Raw genomic sequence first — 18,254 nt, forward strand, 5'->3', positions numbered from 1 at the left:
CGGATTGAGAATCCGCAAAGGAATTTCCTGTTTGTCAGGAAATGTTATTTCAAAGAACGGATGCGGAAATATACGGAAAACCCTTTCCCGCGTGGGGCGGGAAAGGGCCTACCATAACCAAGTAAAAGCATGCGCTGAAGCGCTCTGCCTACTTAGAACGTATAGCTGATGGCGCCGTTGATGCCGTGGGCGGTCAGCTGGTTGCGGGTCTCGAACTGGTAGCAGACGCGGGCTCCCCACTTGTTGGAGAAGATCATGTCAACGCCGGCGTTCAGGCGGAATGCGGTGCGGCCAACGTTGACGCCGCGGGCATTCCAGGTCCCAAGAGGTCCGGAGACATTGGATTTGGGATTCATGCGGCTCACATCCTGGGATACTGCTACTGTCAGGGCCGGGGTGATGGTGGTGCCTCCGTCCGTCTGGTAGGAGCGGGCGATCGTAATGCCGACGGGAATGGTCCAGTTCTGGGCCCGGGCGTGGCCGAAGGTGCGTCCGTAAGGCCCGCTTTCAGAGAAACCCTTGAGTTCGGACGTCATGAATTCAATACCCGTGTAGGGCGTGACAAAGGCTTTTCCGAGCGCGAAACGTTCCGTCCAGGTGCCGTAAAGGGCGCCGCTGAAGGTGTCCGCATCCGCTCTGCCGTTGGCGGCGGAACCCATCATGTAAGAATCGCCCTTGAAACGGGAGCGGCCGTAAGCGCCGTAGCCGTCCAGCGTGAACTTGCTGTCCTTGAAGGGATGCATGCGTCCGTAGATCATGGCCAGGAAGGAGTCCACGTCATAGTCAGCGCCGATGCCCGTTTTGTCCTTGAAGTCGCCGAAGCTCTGGCCGGCGGCGATGCCGATCAGGGAACCCTGCGCAGCCTTGTAGTCAATGCCTACGGCATAACCGCCGGCATTGTACTTGTAACCGGAAACTCCGTCGCGGGCGTCCTGGTCATCCCAGATGCCCATGCCGCCTACCCAGATATTGCCGTTGCCCCTGGCGATTGTCTTGCGGGCGATGGGAGAACCTTTGGCGTCCACTACTTCAACGGTGTCTTCCGTCTGGCGCGCCATGGAGGCGGCGGATTGAATGCGTCCCAGGTCGGCGAAGTTCCGCACGGTGCGGCTGGCCGCCCAGGTGAAGTTCACCACGTGTTCACCGCTGACGGACTGGATGATGCGGGCAGCTTCATCCGCGCTCGCGGCCCGGAACAGGTTTTCGTAGAACTGGGAGGCGGGAGAACCGGCGGCCACGTTCAGACGGTTGTTTTCCAGGGCGGCCGCTACGGTGTAAACGTTGCCGTTGTAGCCGGACATGGGGCCGTCAATGCCCTTCATGTCCTGGGTGATGATGGTGGTGCCTTCCGCCGTTCCCGGAGCCATGGTGGTGCTCAGGAATACGTTGTTCAGCAGGCGGCCGGAAATGTCCGTGCCGTTCAGCGTGGCCGTCACGCTTTCCGTGCCCTTGCGGAGCTGGGCGAGCGGAACGGGGTTGCCGCTGGCGTCGGATACCTGGATGCCTACGCGGGAATTATCCTGGAACGTGGCGGGAGCGCCTAAGTCCAGCACGGAACCGTCGCTCAGCAACAGGGTGGAGTCGCCTCCGAAGGTGGCGGAAGCTCCCTTCATGGTGGAATTCTTCGCCAGGGTCACCTGTCCCGTCCGAATGTCGTAAACCGTATCGTCCGTTCCCATCACGGCGCCGTCCATGGACTGGAGGGGACCGGCTTTTCCGGTGGCGGAGTCAGCGGCGCCGAAGGCGGCATGGCCGATGATCAGGTTGCCTTCAAGCTGCTGGTAGGTTCCTCCGAACGTATCGGCGGCTTCTGCGCCGCCGTAAACGAGAGTGCCCGCTCCGGTCTTCGTCATCACGGTCTGGTCGGCAGCCAGCGGGGCGGCGTCAGCCGTGGGAGCGGGGGCCGCGGTGGAGATGCCGTCATTGATGAACGTGTAGGCGGTGGCGTCCGTATAAACGTTGATCTGGGTGTTCTGGCCCGCCTGCACGGAACCGGAAACTCCGTTGGACGTATTGCCGGAAAGAATTGCGCCGGAGCCGATGTACAGGGTCTGCCCGTCCGCCAGGTTGATGGCGGCTTTGCCGGCGGTGGAGGCGGTGTTGTCGAGGACCTGGACGCCGTCCCCGATGGAGATCTGGCCGCCTGCGGAAATCACGCCGTCAGCGGCGGTATTGCCGGTGATGACGCTGTTGTTGCCAATGGCGATATTGTCATCCGCCGCCAGGGTGGAATTTCCCTTGACGGTCGTGTTTTCGCCAAGCGTGACGCTGCCTTCGATGGAGCCCAGCTTTTCCGTGCTTGCGACGGTGTTCCAGCTGCCGTCGCCATTGCTGTAAACGGTTTTGTTGAGGTCGATGGATTCCGCGGAAACAGCAGTGCCGTCCAGGACGGAATTGTCTCCCAGGGAAATATTGCCGCCCTCGGTTTTAAGGGTGACGGCGCCGGCTACGGTTTCTCCAAGGATGATGCCTCCGGAAACGCTGTCATCCATGGAGTCGATGACGGTTTTGCCGGTCTGAGCGCCGGATGCGTCAAACTGTTCCGTAGTTACGGCGCCAATGCCCGCCGTGGAAGTCACATCTCCGTTCAGGGCAACTCTGGACGCCGGATCGCTTACGATCTGCCCTGTCGCCGTTACGGCATCCTGCATCGTGACGTTGTTGCCCAGGACCACGGCCCGCTCATTGGAATTATTGTAAGTATTGTACGTCGTCCTGGTATAGGCTTGTCCCGCCGGCGGCGTTGCCGGGTCTACGGTTTGAACTGCCTGGCCAGTGACGGTAACGGCTTTTTCCATGGAAACATTGTCGCCGATGCCTACCTGTCCGTTCGTGGAGGTGACGGTTGCTCCCACCGTCCTGGGATTGGCGGCGTCATTCGTACCTTCGATGGCAATATTCCTGCCGTCAATAGTGGTGGTAGCTGAAGCATTCGTCACCACAATGTCATTGTCGCTTCCCAGAGGTTCGCTCAAGGTGATGTCGTTGAAGCTGACCTGGTTGTTAACCAGATCGTAATTGAAATTAACCAGTTTGTTGCTGGCGTCCGCCATTTGGACGGTAACATTCCCCGTTCCGGAGATGGCGTTCAACTGGGCTCGTTGTTCCTGGGTCAGCGTGATGTTGTCGGAGCCGGAAGGTACCGTAATCGTGATGGTTGAAGCTTCATTGGAAGCGGCAGCCTGGTTCCAGGCAGTAACGAATTCATCGGCGCTGTTGACTGTATAGTCGGCTGCCGTAGTAATGGAAAAACTGCCAAGGCAGGCGATGACAGCTGCCAGCAGCATATGTGGGAGTCTTAATTTCATGCTTTTTTTATCTGTTTAATGATTAGGTGGTTATGCGTTCGTGACAATCACGGCGCCCGAGGTTTTAGATGATTCCCATTCCGGGCTGTTCACCGGGATGACATGAGAAATTTTAATGAGAATAATAATTAAAATGGCTCGTTATGAATTGCTTATGATTATTATTCAAAGGGTTCAATCATGACAGGATTCTGCGGTCTTGGGCCGGAAAGGAATTTCAAGAACGTTCAGGTCAATTTATTTTTACTGGAAAGATTAATCTATTTCCATTGATAATGAAATTGTTATAATATGTTAACATGGTCCGGTCGCAACGTTTTCCCGCCGGCGCAGGAGGAGCTGAGGTAACGGTTCCATAGGAAGAGACGTATTCAACGCTGGCCGGACAGGTAAATACGTTGTTTCTAATAGATTATATAATTAATTAGGAAATCCGGGGAGGATGGAGGCCGGGGCATCTCCCGGATGAAGAGAGCGGCTTGTGAAGCCCTGCGAATAAAAATCTGGCCAGGCTGTTTTTTGAAGCGGCCCGCATATGCGGGCGGGAAATTCCAGCCGGAAGGGACCTTCCCCTATGGGCTTTGCCGGGTATGGCGGTAAGAGCCGCGGCGTCAGGGTGTTCGGAATATGGCGGGGCCAGCGGGGAATTCCTTTTTCCGGGAAAGGAGGAAACATCCCCGGATGAGGGGTAGGCGTAAGAATTCAAGTGGGTGGAAGGAGAACTTTTCGGAGGCTTCGCGCCGCGTGTTCCCGGCCCGCCGGAAGAAGACGGAGAGTCCGGCGTTTCCCGGATATGGCCAGGGAGAAGAGAGCAGGATTATTCCACCTCCCATTCCTCCACCAGGCCGGCTGGAAATTCATCCAGAAAGCGGGAGGGCATTTGCATGAAGGTTCCTCCCTGGGCGCGGCAGTTCCAACGGGGGTAGGTCAGGTAAAGCTGATCCTTGGCGCGGGTAATGCCTACGTAAAAGAGGCGGCGTTCCTCTTCCAGCCCGGACAGGTCCCCGTCGTCAATTACCCGCTGGTGCGGAAACATGCCGTCGCACAGGCCGATCAGAAAAACGACAGACCATTCCAGTCCCTTGGCCTGGTGGATGGTGGACAGGATGACGGAGCCTCCGGAGAGGTCCGCTGCGGCGCTTTCATCATCCGTGTTGCCCAGAAGGGAAAGCTGGGAGAGAAAATCCTCCGTGGATTCAAAGCGTTCGGAAAATCCGGCCAGATGCAGAAGGTCCTGTTTGCGCTGGTCGTAATTGTCGAAAGCGGCCTGCATGTACTCGTCATACACGGCCTCATTGATGGAAAGGAGCATGGAGGCAGGCCCGGCCAGTTTTCCGGCGGGGGCCAGTTCATCCAGGGTGTAGCAGAGCTGCGTCCAGGCCGTTCTGGATTTGGCGGGGACCGGAAAATCCAGCATCAGGGCGGAAAAGGATTCCGGAGGGGTTTCCTGCCGGCTTTCCGGGCAGGCGGTCCAGCGCATCCAGAGTTTCTGGGCCATGCCGGGGCCGATGCCGGGCAGCAGCATCGCCATGCGGCGGAAGGAAAGTTCGTCTCTGGGATTGACCACAAAACGCATGAATGCCACCACATCTTTAATATGGGCCTGTTCGAAAAACCTGATGCCGCTGGTGATGCGGAAAGGTATTTCTCCGCGGGTCAGTTCCATTTGCAATTCCATGCTGTGGAAGTGGGCGCGGTAAAGCACGGCTATTTCACTGGGGTCCGTGCCTTCTTCAATAAGGTCCCTGATGCGCTGGACGACAAATTTGGCCTGCATCCGGTCGTCATTGAGCGGGACGAGGGCGGGAGGCATTTCCCCGGTGGGGCGCACGGAGCGGAGCTGCTTTTCAATTTGAACTTCGTTGGCGGCGATAGCCGCATTGGAAAGCTCCAGGATCTCCGGCACGCTGCGGTAATTGGTTTCTATCTTGAAAGTCTTTGCCGCCGGGTAGCGGGTAGTAAAGCTGAGAATGTTTTCCATGTCCGCGCCGCGCCAGGAGTAGATGCTCTGGGCATCGTCCCCCACCACCATCAGCTGGCCGTGTTCCCGGGCCAGCATGTCGATGAGGCGGCTCTGGAGGTAATTGGTGTCCTGGTACTCATCCACCAGGATATGCCGGAAGCGGGAGCCGTACAGGGCGCGCAGGTGCTCCTGTTCCTGAAAGAGCCTTACGACGTTGAGAAGCAGGTCGTCAAAATCCATGCTGTTGGTTTCCTGCTTGCGGGCTACGTATTGGCCATGCACCTCCAGGATGGCGTCCAGATGGCTGGAAAGGTAGGGATAGGCGTTTTCCAGCGTTTCCCGGATGTTGGCTCCCTCATTGTCTGCCAGACTGAACAGGGAGGAAAGGACTTCCGGCTTGGGGAAGCGGGCGGATTTTTCATCCAGCTTGAGGGACTTGACCACGCTTTTGATCATGGACTTGCGGTCGTCGGAGTCCATGATCGTGAAAGCCGGGGTATATCCCAGGTATTCCGCGTGCTGGCGCAGGATGCGGTTGGCAATGGAATGGAACGTGCCGCTCCACAGGCGGGACAAGTCCAGGGGAATCAGGGAACGCACCCGTTCCGTCATTTCCCGCGCCGCTTTGTTGGTGAAGGTGAGCAGCAGAATGTTCCATGGGTCCGTACCGTGATCCAGAAGCCATGCCACGCGATAGGTCAGCGTGCGCGTTTTTCCCGATCCGGCTCCTGCGATGACAAGAGCCGGCCCCGGTTCTGAAGAAACGGCGGCGTACTGTTCCTCGTTGAGGGCCGTACGGTAGTCGATCCCGGAGACGGGGGCGACCGGCTCGGCATCCTGCCTGATGACGTATCGGCGAGCCATGAGGGTTAGTTGATAATTGACGGGAAACAGTTAATAGAGAAGGTGGAAGGGGCTTCCTCCCTTCTCCGCTTTTTGATTACTTTTTTAAAAGTCCAGGTACATTTCCGCACGGCGGTTTTCCTTGCGGACTTCATCCCTTGTTCCTTCATCTGCCGTGGGGGAATAGGTCCGGCGCGGCTGTGATTTGCCGAATCCCTTGGTGACGATTCTTTCCGCAGGAACGCCGAACTGGACGAGCTGGGCTTTCACGGCGGCCGCGCGGCGTTCGGAGAGTCCCTGGTTGTAGCGTTCGCTCCCCACGTCATCCGTGTGGCCGCTGATTTCCAGCTTTTTGCCGCCGTCCATCTTGATCGCTTCCGCTACGATTTGAAGCTGGCGTTCGGAACGTTTGGAAAGGGTATCTTCATTGAAGCCGAAGAACAGGGCCAGGGAATCGCCGCCCTGGGGATTTTTTACAATGGGGATGAAGATGTCGTCCCCGGCTCCCTGCCGTTTCGTATAGGCTTCCAGCATGCTGTCCAGAGAAGCTTCCGCAACCAGCCATTGTCCGTCCGTTTTAGCCACGGTCAGACCCACATTGCCGGCCTTCCTGCCCTGGGCGTCCTGAAGATGAACGAAGAACCCCGCGTTGGTGGGCGCTTCGTAGGCTGTTTTGATGGGAGCGTCTTCCCGGAGGCGGAAAGCTCCTTCCTCAAACAGAATGCACAGACCGGCTACTGTGGCGTCCTGCACCTTGGCCCCGTCCACGAACTTCCGCGCCCCGCGGAAATCCGCCTTGGCGACGGCATCCATGAAGGAGCTGACGACGCCCATGGGGTCGTTCATCGCCATGGGGGCGGCCTTGTCCTTGGCCAGATCCTGCTTGCTGGGCAGAGTGAGGGTATCCAGCGCCCACTGTTGCTTGTCATTGCGCTTCATATCCAGATAGCCGCGCGCGCCGCTGCTGAAATTGAGCGTGTATCTGGCTGTGGGATTGGCTCCCTGGTTGTTCGCGCCGATGCTGGTGATGCCGGGGGAGGAAAGGCGTACATGGCGGGCTGCCATGAGCTCCCGGATGAGGCGGCTCTGGTTCTCCGTCACGGCTTGCTGGATTTCCAGAGATTTCAGGGTGTCTTCATCCCGGTCCTGAATGACTTTGGCAATCGCCTGCGCCAGTGCCTGGGGAGAGTTGAGATTGATCAGGGAGGGCGGCGTAGCCGTCTGCCGGATGATATCCTCCTTGCTGAGCGGCTCGACAGTGGGCTGGGGCGTTACCGTCTGGCGTGCCGGCGCTTCCGTTTGCGCTGCCGGTTCTGCGGCGGCGGGTTCCTCTTCCTTGTTGCCAAGGAACAGGAAGACCAGGGCCAGGCTGCCTACGACCAGGAAACTGATGATGAAAGCGGTGATGGTGGATGCGTTTTTCATTGGAAGTGGATGTATGAAGAAGGGTCAGGCGTTCAGCGCTTCCAGCAATTTGGCGTGAATGCCTTCAAAACCGCCGTTGCTCATGACCAGAATAACGTCTCCCGGCTGGGCTTTCTTGCAGACGGCAGAGACGATTTCCTGGGCATGCCCGCCGATTAGAGCGTCCTTGCCCAGAGCGGAAAGGTCGCTGGAAAGTTTAGTGAGATCCAGGCGTTCCTCCAGGGCCACCTTATCCGGATGATCCACGGCGGCTACCACGGGGAAATCCGCCGTAGCGAGGGATAACGCCAGTTCATTCTGGAAAATATTTCTGCGCGTGGTGTTGGAGCGCGGTTCGAAAATGGCCCAGATGCGTGATTCCGGATAGCGCTGGCGCAGGCCCAGGATGGCCTGTTTGATGGCCGTCGGATGGTGGGCGAAGTCGTCCACTACGGAAATGCCGTTGACCACGCCCTTGACTTCCTGGCGGCGGGCCACGCCTTCAAAGCGGCTCATGGAATCCGCCAGCTGCCTGACGTTCAGCCCCGCGAATTGTGCGGCGGCAATCGCCATGGCGGCGTTGCGGATGTTGAACTCCCCAATCATCGGTACATAGTACCTGGTTCCTTCCAGCGTGAAATGGCTGCCGTCCGTGGAGGTCTCCACATCCAGGATGCGGATGTTGGAAGAGTCGGAAAAGCCCACCGTCTTGACGGGGCACGGGGCTCCTTTAACCACGTCCAGGCAGTTGGGATCGTCCGCGTTGACCAGAGCCAGGCCGTTGCGGGGGATGATCTGGGTCAGCCGGCGGAAGCTCAGCTTGATTTCCTCCAGGGAATGGTAAATGTCCGCGTGGTCGAATTCAATGTTGTTGATGACCACCAGTTCCGGGAGGTAGTGCAGGAATTTGGAGCGTTTGTCGAAAAACGCCGTGTCGTACTCGTCCCCCTCCAGCACGGAAAAATCGGAATCCGTAAAACGGCCGCCGCGGCCAAGATTGCGGGCAATGCCGCCGATCATGAAGCTGGGGTTCAGCCCGGAATCCTCCATCAGCCACGCCAGCATGGATGTGGTGGTGGTTTTTCCGTGGGTGCCTGTTACCACATAGTTGCGCTTGCCGCGCAGGAAGTATTCCTTCATCGTCTCCGGCAGGGAAAGATAGCGCAGGCGCCGCTGGAGCACGGCTTCCACTTCCTCATTGCCGCGGCTCATGGCGTTGCCGATGACGATGACGTCCGCATCCGGCGGGATGTTGGAAGCCTTGTAGCCTTCAAAGAGGGTGATGCCTTCCTCCTCCAGAAAAGTGGACATGGGGGGATAGACATTGGCGTCGGAACCGGTGACGGTAAAGCCGCGGCGGGCCATGGCGGCGGCTACCGCGCCCATGGCGGTTCCGCAGATGCCGAGAAAGTGGAAATGGCTGTTCATGACGGGGAGAGGAATAGAGCGGGTTTTTATTTGGAAAAGGAAGGCGCCGCAATACAGGAATCCGCCAGAGCCCGGTCCCGGCGGCGCACAATGCCGTTGGCGATATCCGTGACCATGCCGGCCAGCAGGCGGGTGAGATGGCTGCCGGGCGTGTAGTCCGCCGGAGCGATGAAGTTCACGCGGTCGGAATTGGAGGCCAGATTATAGCATTTGCGGAAACTGCGTCCGGTTTCATCCTCCGGATTATATACGGCTACGGCGTGGCCGCCGTTCCGGCGCATGACGGTGAAGCAGGGGACGTCCGTAGGGCCGTCGCCGATGTAAATCATGTTGGCGAAAGGAATGGGGCGCATGTCTTCCGGCATGTGGTCGTTTACGTCCTGGTCGTAATCCAGCATTCCCTTGTTGATGCGGAAAAGGTACTGGGTTTTCGTGGTGTGGGAAATGACTCTCTTGGGAAAATTGATGTAGCCGTTCTCCTCGCTGAATTCGCATCCGAATACGGCCTTGAAATAAGGGCGCAGGGCGGAGCCGTCAATCAGGGCTTTCAGCCCGGAGGAGATGATATAGTATTCAATGCTGATGCCCAGATCCGTATGAAGGGAGGAAAGGGTCATGGACGGAAAAGCGTCAAAAAAGTCCGGCAGGCCGGGGTAAAAGGTGAGGCGTTCTCCAAGCTGGGTGAGCCGGGCGTTGCTGACGCGGTCCAGGGAAAGGGCGTCCAGCAGGCTTTTCATGTAAATCAGTTCCCCGTCCCAGCCTTCTCTTTCTCCGGTGGCGTTGCACTTGGCCCAGAATTCCTGCGGAGAAATGCCGAATTCCGGGAAGATGGCCTGATCCTGCATGTAAAAGGGGCTCAGGGTCTGGTCGTAGTCGAAGACCAGGGCGATCGTATTCTGCGGAGAGGACATGGGAAAAACGGAAAATGGAGTTACATGCGGAACTGGTCGCCCAGATACTGCTTGCGGGCGATGGGGTCATTGGCGATTTCCTCGGAAGTGCCGTGCTTGATCACCTTCCCTTCAAACAGAATGTAGGCGCGGTCCACGATGTGGAGGGTTTCCCGCACATTGTGGTCCGTAATCAGGATGGAAAGGCCGTCCGTGTCACGCAGTTCCATAACGATTTTCTGAATGTCTGAAACGGCAATGGGATCCACGCCGCTGAACGGTTCGTCCAGCATCAGCAGTTTGGGGCTGGTGGCCAGGGCGCGGGCGATGGTAAGCCTTCTCTTTTCCCCGCCGGAAAGCTGAATGGCCATGGAGCGGCGCAGCTTGGTGATGCCGAAGCGGTCCATCAGCTCCACCGCGCGGTCCTTTTGCTGGCGGGAAGTCATGTCTTTGCGGGTCTGGAGAATCGCCAGAAGATTATCCTCCACGGAAAGCTTGCGGAAGATGGATTCTTCCTGCGGCAGGTAACCCATGCCGCGCCTGGCGCGCAGATTCATCGGCAGTTCCGTAATGTCCTCGTCCGCAAAAATCACGCGGCCTTCGTCCGGGCGCACGAGACCCGCCACCATGTAAAAGGAAGTGGTTTTCCCGGCGCCGTTCGGTCCCAGCAGGCCCACAATTTCGCCGTGGCCCACCTTCAGGCTGACCTGATCCACGACGGTCCGCGTCTTGTAGGTTTTGCAAATGCCTTCGGCGCTTAGCAGAGGAGAAGAGTGGAACGAACTCACGGTTTGCGGCTGGTTTTCTGGTTTTCCCGGTCGGAAAGCTTTTTGTCCACGTGGCGGAACGTCGTCTTGGTTCCGCGGCTGCCGTACATGTTTCCGTTGGAGTACACTCGAATGAAAGCATCCTTGTTCGGATTTTTCACGATGACGTCCGGAGTGACGATGACCGGGGCGCCCGTCAGGATGATTTCTCCGGTTTTGGCGTTGTAGGTGATTTTTTCCGCCTGGGCGTTGCTTGTTTCTCCCTGTTTGTTGGTGTAACTGGCTTTCACGTTGCCGGAAGCCGCGACCGTTTTAATGGAATTGTAGTCGAAATTGCCTCCGTTGGGGAGAGCCACCTGAGCCTGGTCTCCCTCTTTCCCCTTTTCCTTTTTAAGGTCGGAGGTTTTTTTATCGCCCGGTTTTTTCGGCACGAATTCCGCGTAAATTTTCAGATGATCCGCACAGTCCAGGGAAAGGCCGGGGTTGCGCACCCGGACATTTTTCATGAACACCAGAACGCCTTCTTCCATGTCGAAGTACAAGTCTCCGTCACAATCTATGGTATACAGGTCTTTTGGGGAATTGGCCTGCAGGAAGCCTTCCTCCGGGCCGGATGCTGCGGAAGAGGAAGGTGTTTCCGCCGCCGGGGCGGAGGCATTTCCGGCGGCCTGGTGCTGCCGGCGGAATTCCTGGATCTGCCCGTCCACGGCTGTTGCCTGCGCGTTGTATGTTTCAATCGCCTTTTCCCCGTCTTCTTTCAAGCCGGCGGTCGGAACGGGGGCCAGTTCCCGTTCCCTCCGGGCTGTTTCTTCCGCCGTCAGGGGGCGTACGATATGGGAGGGCGGGGTGAGAGGTTGTTCCAGGCGGGGATCCAGTTCCCTGGGCAGGGGCTGGACGATGTGGGAGGGAACGCCGTCGGCGCCGCTGCAGGCAAGGCTTCCGGCCAGGGCCAGCAGCAGGGAGGGAATTTTTTTCATAAAAGGAATGATTACTTGTTGCGTTGAGCCATGCGGATGGTGGTTTGAACGGGACCCGGAATGATGCCCCTCTTGATATTGGTGTCCAGGTAAAGGCCGGTTCCTCTGGCGGAAAGGTTCTCTTCCCTGAGGGTGGTTTCCGTATGGGAGACGGCCAGTTTTTTATCCAGAAAATAAGAGGCGGCCTTCGTGAAAAGATGGGAAGTCTGATTATTTTTCCCGTACAGGTACACGTTCAGGATATTCGCGGCGATTTCCTGCGGGGCGGCCACGGTCACGCTTGAAGCCGTCAGCAACATGGAAAGGCGCGGCCCTTCATACCGTGACAGGCTGACTTTGGGGAGCTTCTGGCCTACGGGCAGAAGCTCCAGCATAGGCAATTTTTTATCTACGCCGGCAAAAGGCGTAGCCGCGGGCAGGCTGGTGTCCGCTTGCGTCGCCATGCCGTACAGGGCGGCCGTCAAAAGGCATGTGGACAGTAATTTCATCATGACTGAACCGCCTGGCGGATGGACTGAAGGCGTTTCAGCACTCCTTCAAGCAGGTGGAGAGGAATTTGGTTGGGGCCGTCGGAAAGCGCTTTGGACGGGTCCTTGTGCACCTCCATGAATACGCCGTCAATGCTGCCCGTCGCCATGGCGGCGGACGCCAGCACGGGGGCCAGCTCGCTGTCTCCTCCCGTGGTTCCTCCCAGCCCTCCGGGTTTCTGAACGGCATGAGTGGCGTCGAATACGACGGGAAAGCCTGCCTGTTTCATCCAGTACAGGGAGCGCATGTCCACCACCAGATTGTTATAACCAAACGTGGTGCCGCGTTCGCACATCATGAACTCGTCACAGCCGAAGGCGCGCATTTTCTCCCCGATGTTCACGGTATCCCACGGAGCCAGGAACTGCCCTTTCTTGATATTTACGGGCCGTCCGCTCTTGGCGCAGGCTTCCAGAAGGTCCGTCTGGCGGCACAGAAAAGCGGGGACCTGGAGCAGGTCCACGTATTCGGCGGCGATTTCCGCTTCCTGGGCCGTATGCACATCCGTGACGACGGGCAGTTTCAGCTCCCTGCCGATTTCCGACAGGATGCGGCAGCCTTCCCGCACGCCGGGACCGCGGAAAGAGGTGACGGAGGTGCGGTTCGCCTTGTCGTAGGAAGCTTTGAAAATCAGCGGCACATCCAGGTTTTCCGCGATGGCCTTGATGGACCGGGCCATCTCCCATACAAAAGATTCGCATTCCAGAGAGCAGGGGCCCAGAAGATAGAACGGCCGCGGGCCGCCGATTTCAACGGATTGAATATAAAACGACATAAAACAAAACCTGTATGTCCTTGTATCATGACGGTTTCAGGCCTTTCGGTCAAGCCGCTATCCTGCCTCCGCGCGGAGATTCGGAGACGGAGATTTATTTTTCCGGGAGTATCTTTTGATATTCGATATAATGAGTTTGTTATAAATATGGTAAATATTTTTTGGATAGGCGCGTGTAAAGGGAGGGGCGCATGGATTGGAAAAAACGTATGGAGTTGCCGCCATCCGGACTTTCTGTTACAAACGGCAATCATGCATCCTTTCCGCATGAATAAATGACAGGATGTTCCGAACGCCGTTCCCCCGCAGTGGTCTTACCGAAATGCCCAGGAAGATTTACAAACTCTTTATTTCCTATGATGAAGCAGGAGCTGAATTGCGGCGGCATGTGGCGGAGCGGTTTCAATACCCGGGCGACTGCGTCTGGCAGGCGTCTTTCCGCGGCCTGGCGGCGGAGGATTTGCCTCCGGGCGATGGTGTGGTCTGGGTTTACCCTGTCTTCATGCAGAGCGGCGTGACGGTGACGGAGGCATTGCCGGAATTGCTTCGCGCGCTGTATGCCGGGAACGGACAGCATCCGGAACTTGTTTTTAAACCCGTATGGGGAGCGGGTCGCGGCGGCATTGGTTTTGGGGTCGCCGCCGCCTTGCAACAGGAATTGGAGGGGGATGCTTCCCTGCTGGTGGTGGCCCACGGGGTAACGGGAAGGGAGGCGGCCCCGGAGCCGGCGCAATTCCTCCGGCAGTTGAAATTCCTGCTTCCGGAAGGAACGGACATGGCTCTTGCATACTTTGGCGCATCTCCTTCTGTAGAAAAAGTATTGCCTGAATTAAAGGGGCGAAAGGTGGTAGTGCTGCCGTTTCTGATTGGAAAAGGAAAGCATGTGCGGGAGGACATGCCCGCTCCGGAACTGGCCGCACGGCATGGAAAAACGTTAAAAATCCTGCCTCCGTTCGGTGTGTTTTATTTGCAGGCGGAACGGGAATACCGGAAAGCGGGCAGGGGAGAGCCTGCCGGGAACGGTTTTGACCGGCCGGTACGATAAGTATTCCGCGGAAACGGCAACCCTCTCCATGGGCCTGCGCTCGACTGGGTTCCGCGAACGGCGGAATAGTTTCGTAAATCAATGATTTATGCTTTGACAAGAGGAAGGGCGGGAAGTATATTGCCCGTCCCTCGCGTGATTCGGCGCAACTAAACAACGGGGATCGGAGGGGTAACAAGCGTCGAAGTCCCCAAAAACTGCTTTTCCTGCCGCAAGGAAAGCCACCTACATACATATATGATTAATGATCTGATTAACCAGATGGTTGAAGCCGGTGTTCATTTGGGCCACCAGACCCGCAAATGGCACCCCAGCATGAAAAAGTACCTTCTCAAGGACAAGGCCGGTATCCATATCATCAACCTTGAAGAAACGGAAAAATGCCTGGACAAGGCTTGCTCCTTCCTGGCTGATCTGGCCCGCCGCAATAAGAAAATCCTCTTCGTCGGCTGCAAGCGCCAGGCTCAGGAAGCCGTCCGCGAAGCCGCGGAAGCCACTGGTCAGTACTATGTCAACCACCGCTGGCTGGGCGGCATGCTCACCAACATGAGCACGATCCGCAAGAGCATCGAACGCCTAGCCTATCTGGAAGGGATTGAAAAGAGCCCGGAATTCAAGAGCATGTCCAAGAAGGAACTGGCCGCTCTGGACCGCGAACGCCAGAAGCTGGAACGCAACCTTCAGGGCATCCGCAACATGGGCGGCGCTCCGGACGCCATGGTGGCCATCGGCGCCGACCATGAAGACATCGCCATCCGCGAAGCCCACCGCCTGAACATTCCCGTCTGCGTTCTGGTTGACACCAACGCCGACCCGAAGGAAATCGACTTCCCGATTCCCGGCAACGACGACGCCGTCCGTTCCATCCGCCTGATTCTTGACTGCATCGTCAAGGCCATCAACGAAGGCAAGGGCGCTTCCGCCGAAGCCTAAACCAATCATTTAGAAAGAACAGAAACACTATGGCAGAAATTACTGCAGCTCTCGTCAAGGCCCTCCGTGACAAAACGGACGCCGGCATGATGGATTGCAAGAAAGCCCTCAACGAATGCAACGGCGACATGGACGCCGCCGTCAAGTATCTTCGTGAGAAGGGAATTGCCAAGGCTGCGGCCAAGGCCGACCGTGACGCCAAGGAAGGCGTGATCCGCGCCGCTGTGGCTCCCTGCGGCTGCTCCGGCATCATTCTTGAACTCAACTGTGAAACGGACTTCTGCGCCAAGGGAGACAAGTTCCAGGGGCTGGTGAATGACGTTGCCAAGGCTCTCATGGATTCCAAGGCCTCCACGCTGGAGGAAGCCCTCCAGGTCCCCATGACGGAAGGTACCACGGAAGAATACATCAAGGCCATGTGCAGCTCCATTGGCGAAAACATGGCTCTGCGCAAATTCGCCCGCCTGACGGCGGACGGCATTGGCGCCGTGGTCTCTTACATCCACATGGGCGGCAAAGTGGGCGTTCTGCTGTCCATCAAGGCCGGCAAGGAAGAAACCGTCAAGTCTGATGCGTTCAAGGCCCTTGCCAAGGATTTGACCCTGCACATCGCCGCCGCCGCTCCCAAGAGCGTCAGCTCCGATAGCCTGGATCCCGCCTTCGTGGCCGAGGAACAGGAAATCGCCAAGCAGCAGCTCATTCAGGAAGGCAAGCCCGAACACTTGCTGGAAAAGATTCTTCCCGGCAAGCTGAAGGCTCTGTACGCCCAGTCCTGCCTGCTGAACCAGGTATTTGTGAAAGACCCTGCCGGAAAGATGACGGTGGAGGCCCTTCTCAATCAGACCGGCAAGGAACTCGGCGACGATATCTCCGTCGTCTCCTTCGTCCGCTACCAGCTCGGCGCGTAAGCTCTGAGTCAGAATATCTCTGGAACCGTTCCCTTTGCGGGGAACGGTTCTTTTGCTTGATACGGCTCCATGAGGGGGGATTTATTCATGAACCTGATTCAGAGAGAACCCGGAAGCCCGGATATGGATCATCAGAATGTGCGGGAGAGAAAAGATCCGGTCCTGCTGCTGATGACGGCCTCCATCCTGGCAGGCGGTCTCCGGTGCTTTTCTGTGGGGGGGGGAATGGCATGGGAGGTGCGCATGGATGTCCCGATATGGGAGGAACTGGCGCGGTTGGGGTCTTGTCTTGCACCGGAAGGCTTGTTAGGGTGGCGGCATGGCTTTTCTGGAACTGGATCATGTGAGCGTTGTCTTCCCTGCGGTGCAGGGGCTGCTCTCATCCCGCAAATCCGCCTCCGTTGTGGCGGTGGACGGGGTGTCTTTGTCCGTGGAAAAGGGGGAAATCCTGGGGCTGGTGGGTGAATCCGGTTGCGGCAAATCCACGCTGTCCCGCACGGTGATGCTGCTCCAGCAACCCACGGAGGGCCGCATCTTTCTGGAAGGGGAGGAATTGACGGCTCTTTCCGCATCCGAAGTCAGGAAGCGTCGTCCGGATTTCCAGATGGTTTTTCAGGACCCTTACGCTTCCCTGAATCCCCGCTTTACGGTATATGCGACATTAAAGGAGGCGTTGCAGTGCCGCCGTCGCAAAAGGACTTTTGCCCAGACGAGGGATGATGTGGCGGAACTGATGGAAAAGGTAGGGCTGAGCCCCTCCCTGATGCGCAAATATCCCCATGAATTTTCCGGCGGCCAGCGCCAGCGCGTCGCCATTGCGCGCGCATTGGCTCCGGAACCCAGGCTGGTGATTGCGGATGAACCCGTTTCCGCGCTGGACGTTTCCATCCAGTCCCAGATTCTGAACCTTCTTATTGCCCTGGCCCACGACTTGAACCTGACCATGATATTCATTTCCCATGATTTGTCCGTGGTTCATTACATCGCGGACCGCATTGCTGTGATGCGCCGAGGCCGCATTGTGGAATACGGGGAGGCGGACAAAGTGTTTTCTTCCCCTGCCCACGAATACACGAAGGCGCTTCTCGCCGCCGTGCCGCGTCTGTAAACGGGGCGGCACGGCGTCAGCCTGGACGAATACGGAAAAGCCCGTTTCCCGTGGAGTTATCCGCACAGGTTTAAAAGAAACGGTTATATGGAGATCGCAGGAAGGAAAAACGTTGTTGATTTTTCCATATTGCCGTCCAGCCGGTATTTCTCTGTAATACGCAGATATCTTCCTGTTTGTTTCCTGACGGGGAGGCTGCGAGGAAAGGGCTGCTATTCCTGAACGGAATCTCCGGCAGCCTCCTGCATTTCCCGGATGCATTCCTCCATCAGAGCGGCGTCTATCTCATGGACGTCCTTTCCCCGGCCTATTCCGGTGAGCATCAATACCGTCAGGTGGCCGCCGAGGTGTTCGCGGAAAGCTTCCAGACCTTTCAGCACTTCGCAGGCGCCGTCTTCCGTCCTGCGGGAGAGGAGGGGGTGGAATACGGGCAGTTCCAGGGTTTTCAGCACGGAGACGATTCTTTCCGCCTCTGCGGCAGGCAGCCATCCTTTCCTGACGGAATAAAGAATATCCAGGCACATACCCACGGAAACGGCCTCCGCGTGCCCCAGTGTGTAGCCGGACATGGTTTCCATGTAATGGGCGGCCCAATGTCCGAAGTCCAGGGGACGGCTGGAACCCAGTTCAAAGGCGTCCCCTCCGCATGCAATGTGCGAGGCGTGCAGCAAAGCGGAATGCTCCACGGCATATTCCAGAGCATCCCGTTCGCATCCGGCCAGCGCGGAGGCGTTCGCTTCCAGCCAGTTGAAGAAAGAGGCGTCTTTCACCACGGCCACTTTCACTACTTCCGCCAGTCCGGCTCTTTTCAGGGAGAGGGGCTGGGAATGGAGGAACAGGAAGTCGTCAAGCGTGGCCCACGCGACGGCGAAGGTGCCCAGATAGTTTTTCCGGCCCATGAAATTGATGCCGTTTTTAACACCCACTCCGGAGTCCGCCTGGGAGAGGGTGGTGGTGGGGATGCGCAACAGCCGGATGCCGCGATGGGCGGTGGCGGCGGCGAAGCCTGCTACGTCCAGAAACGCTCCGCCGCCCACGGCGATGATGTAGGAATGGCGGTCAATACCTGCTTCCACAATGTGGCGCAGGGCCGTTTCCCATGCGGAAAAACCTGTTTTGGCTTCCTCCCCGCCCGGAACGGAACGGCAGCCGGCATAGGCCAGTACCCCGGCGTTTTTTTCAAAATAGCGGTCAATGTCCGCCGGAAGCTGCGGATAAAACTGTTCCAGCCCTTTTTCCAGGAGAACGAGGACGCGGCTTCCGGGCCTCTGTTCCATCAGGCTGGCCAGCGTCTCGTTTTCCGGGCGGAAGGCTCCATGGGTAAAGCCTGTCCTGTAGGGAAAATCAAGCCGGATATTCAGCGTGTGAAGGGACATT

General features: G+C 57.7%; 14 protein-coding genes. 4 read left to right on the forward strand and 10 right to left on the reverse strand.

Going from position 1 to position 18,254, the window contains the following annotated elements; all coding sequences use genetic code 11:
* Positions 1-152: 152 nt before the first annotated feature.
* The 9 genes from B3075_RS09280 to kdsA form a co-directional block, all read right to left on the reverse strand.
* Positions 153-3,308, reverse strand: a complete 3,156-nt coding sequence (locus B3075_RS09280; RefSeq protein WP_290489516.1) for an autotransporter outer membrane beta-barrel domain-containing protein — start codon at positions 3,306-3,308, stop codon at positions 153-155.
* Positions 3,309-4,125: 817 nt separating this feature from the next.
* Complete coding sequence (locus B3075_RS09285) at positions 4,126-6,135, reverse strand: ATP-dependent helicase (RefSeq protein ID WP_290489518.1); 2,010 nt, start codon at positions 6,133-6,135, stop codon at positions 4,126-4,128.
* Positions 6,136-6,219: 84 nt separating this feature from the next.
* Positions 6,220-7,539 carry an OmpA family protein gene (locus tag B3075_RS09290; protein WP_290489520.1) on the reverse strand — a complete coding sequence of 440 codons (1,320 nt, stop codon included), beginning with the start codon at positions 7,537-7,539 and terminating at the stop codon, positions 6,220-6,222.
* 24 nt (positions 7,540-7,563) lie between these two features.
* Positions 7,564-8,946: a UDP-N-acetylmuramate:L-alanyl-gamma-D-glutamyl-meso-diaminopimelate ligase gene (gene mpl, locus B3075_RS09295; RefSeq protein WP_094136775.1), complete on the reverse strand. Its 1,383-nt coding sequence runs from the start codon at positions 8,944-8,946 to the stop codon at positions 7,564-7,566.
* 26 nt (positions 8,947-8,972) lie between these two features.
* Complete coding sequence (locus B3075_RS09300; RefSeq protein WP_290489522.1) at positions 8,973-9,857, reverse strand: haloacid dehalogenase-like hydrolase; 885 nt, start codon at positions 9,855-9,857, stop codon at positions 8,973-8,975.
* Positions 9,858-9,877: 20 nt separating this feature from the next.
* A complete protein-coding gene (gene lptB, locus B3075_RS09305; protein ID WP_012419731.1) occupies positions 9,878-10,624 on the reverse strand; it encodes an LPS export ABC transporter ATP-binding protein in 747 nt (248 codons plus the stop codon).
* Positions 10,621-11,580: an LptA/OstA family protein gene (locus B3075_RS09310; RefSeq protein ID WP_290489524.1), complete on the reverse strand. Its 960-nt coding sequence runs from the start codon at positions 11,578-11,580 to the stop codon at positions 10,621-10,623. Before B3075_RS09310 ends, lptB begins: the two co-directional genes overlap by 4 nt.
* A gap of 11 nt (positions 11,581-11,591) precedes the next feature.
* Positions 11,592-12,071: a hypothetical protein gene (locus tag B3075_RS09315; RefSeq protein WP_290489526.1), complete on the reverse strand. Its 480-nt coding sequence runs from the start codon at positions 12,069-12,071 to the stop codon at positions 11,592-11,594.
* Complete coding sequence (gene kdsA / locus B3075_RS09320) at positions 12,068-12,883, reverse strand: 3-deoxy-8-phosphooctulonate synthase (RefSeq protein WP_290489528.1); 816 nt, start codon at positions 12,881-12,883, stop codon at positions 12,068-12,070. The genes B3075_RS09315 and kdsA overlap by 4 nt, the downstream gene beginning before the upstream one ends.
* Positions 12,884-13,205: 322 nt before the next feature.
* Between kdsA and B3075_RS09325 the strand changes: the two genes are divergently transcribed.
* From B3075_RS09325 to B3075_RS09340, 4 genes are all read left to right on the forward strand, one after another.
* Positions 13,206-13,928, forward strand: coding sequence for a CbiX/SirB N-terminal domain-containing protein (locus B3075_RS09325; protein ID WP_290489530.1), 723 nt, complete (start codon positions 13,206-13,208; stop codon positions 13,926-13,928).
* Between the two features lie 237 nt (positions 13,929-14,165).
* Positions 14,166-14,861 carry a 30S ribosomal protein S2 gene (gene rpsB, locus B3075_RS09330; protein ID WP_094136781.1) on the forward strand — a complete coding sequence of 232 codons (696 nt, stop codon included), beginning with the start codon at positions 14,166-14,168 and terminating at the stop codon, positions 14,859-14,861.
* Between the two features lie 29 nt (positions 14,862-14,890).
* Positions 14,891-15,769, forward strand: coding sequence for a translation elongation factor Ts (tsf, locus tag B3075_RS09335; RefSeq protein WP_094136782.1), 879 nt, complete (start codon positions 14,891-14,893; stop codon positions 15,767-15,769).
* Positions 15,770-16,088: 319 nt separating this feature from the next.
* Complete coding sequence (locus tag B3075_RS09340) at positions 16,089-16,877, forward strand: ATP-binding cassette domain-containing protein (RefSeq protein WP_290489531.1); 789 nt, start codon at positions 16,089-16,091, stop codon at positions 16,875-16,877.
* Between the two features lie 212 nt (positions 16,878-17,089).
* Here the strand turns inward: B3075_RS09340 and B3075_RS09345 are convergent, their stop codons facing one another.
* On the reverse strand, positions 17,090-18,253 hold the full coding sequence (locus B3075_RS09345; RefSeq protein WP_290489533.1) for a 3-dehydroquinate synthase: 1,164 nt from the start codon (positions 18,251-18,253) through the stop codon (positions 17,090-17,092).
* Position 18,254 lies beyond the last annotated feature (1 nt).

This window comes from Akkermansia sp. UBA7090, assembly GCF_002493465.1.
GTDB lineage: Bacteria > Verrucomicrobiota > Verrucomicrobiia > Verrucomicrobiales > Akkermansiaceae > Akkermansia > Akkermansia muciniphila_A.

Excerpts from the sequence above, each read along its gene's own strand:
- B3075_RS09280 (WP_290489516.1), bottom strand. The coding sequence starts at position 3,308 with ATGAAATTAAGACTCCCACATATGCTGCTGGCAGCTGTCATCGCCTGC.
- B3075_RS09285 (WP_290489518.1), bottom strand. The coding sequence starts at position 6,135 with ATGGCTCGCCGATACGTCATCAGGCAGGATGCCGAGCCGGTCGCCCCC.
- B3075_RS09290 (WP_290489520.1), bottom strand. The coding sequence starts at position 7,539 with ATGAAAAACGCATCCACCATCACCGCTTTCATCATCAGTTTCCTGGTC.
- mpl (WP_094136775.1), bottom strand. The coding sequence starts at position 8,946 with ATGAACAGCCATTTCCACTTTCTCGGCATCTGCGGAACCGCCATGGGC.
- B3075_RS09300 (WP_290489522.1), bottom strand. The coding sequence starts at position 9,857 with ATGTCCTCTCCGCAGAATACGATCGCCCTGGTCTTCGACTACGACCAG.
- B3075_RS09310 (WP_290489524.1), bottom strand. The coding sequence starts at position 11,580 with ATGAAAAAAATTCCCTCCCTGCTGCTGGCCCTGGCCGGAAGCCTTGCC.
- B3075_RS09315 (WP_290489526.1), bottom strand. The coding sequence starts at position 12,071 with ATGATGAAATTACTGTCCACATGCCTTTTGACGGCCGCCCTGTACGGC.
- kdsA (WP_290489528.1), bottom strand. The coding sequence starts at position 12,883 with ATGTCGTTTTATATTCAATCCGTTGAAATCGGCGGCCCGCGGCCGTTC.
- B3075_RS09325 (WP_290489530.1), top strand. The coding sequence starts at position 13,206 with ATGCCCAGGAAGATTTACAAACTCTTTATTTCCTATGATGAAGCAGGA.
- rpsB (WP_094136781.1), top strand. The coding sequence starts at position 14,166 with ATGATTAATGATCTGATTAACCAGATGGTTGAAGCCGGTGTTCATTTG.
- tsf (WP_094136782.1), top strand. The coding sequence starts at position 14,891 with ATGGCAGAAATTACTGCAGCTCTCGTCAAGGCCCTCCGTGACAAAACG.
- B3075_RS09340 (WP_290489531.1), top strand. The coding sequence starts at position 16,089 with ATGGCTTTTCTGGAACTGGATCATGTGAGCGTTGTCTTCCCTGCGGTG.
- B3075_RS09345 (WP_290489533.1), bottom strand. The coding sequence starts at position 18,253 with ATGTCCCTTCACACGCTGAATATCCGGCTTGATTTTCCCTACAGGACA.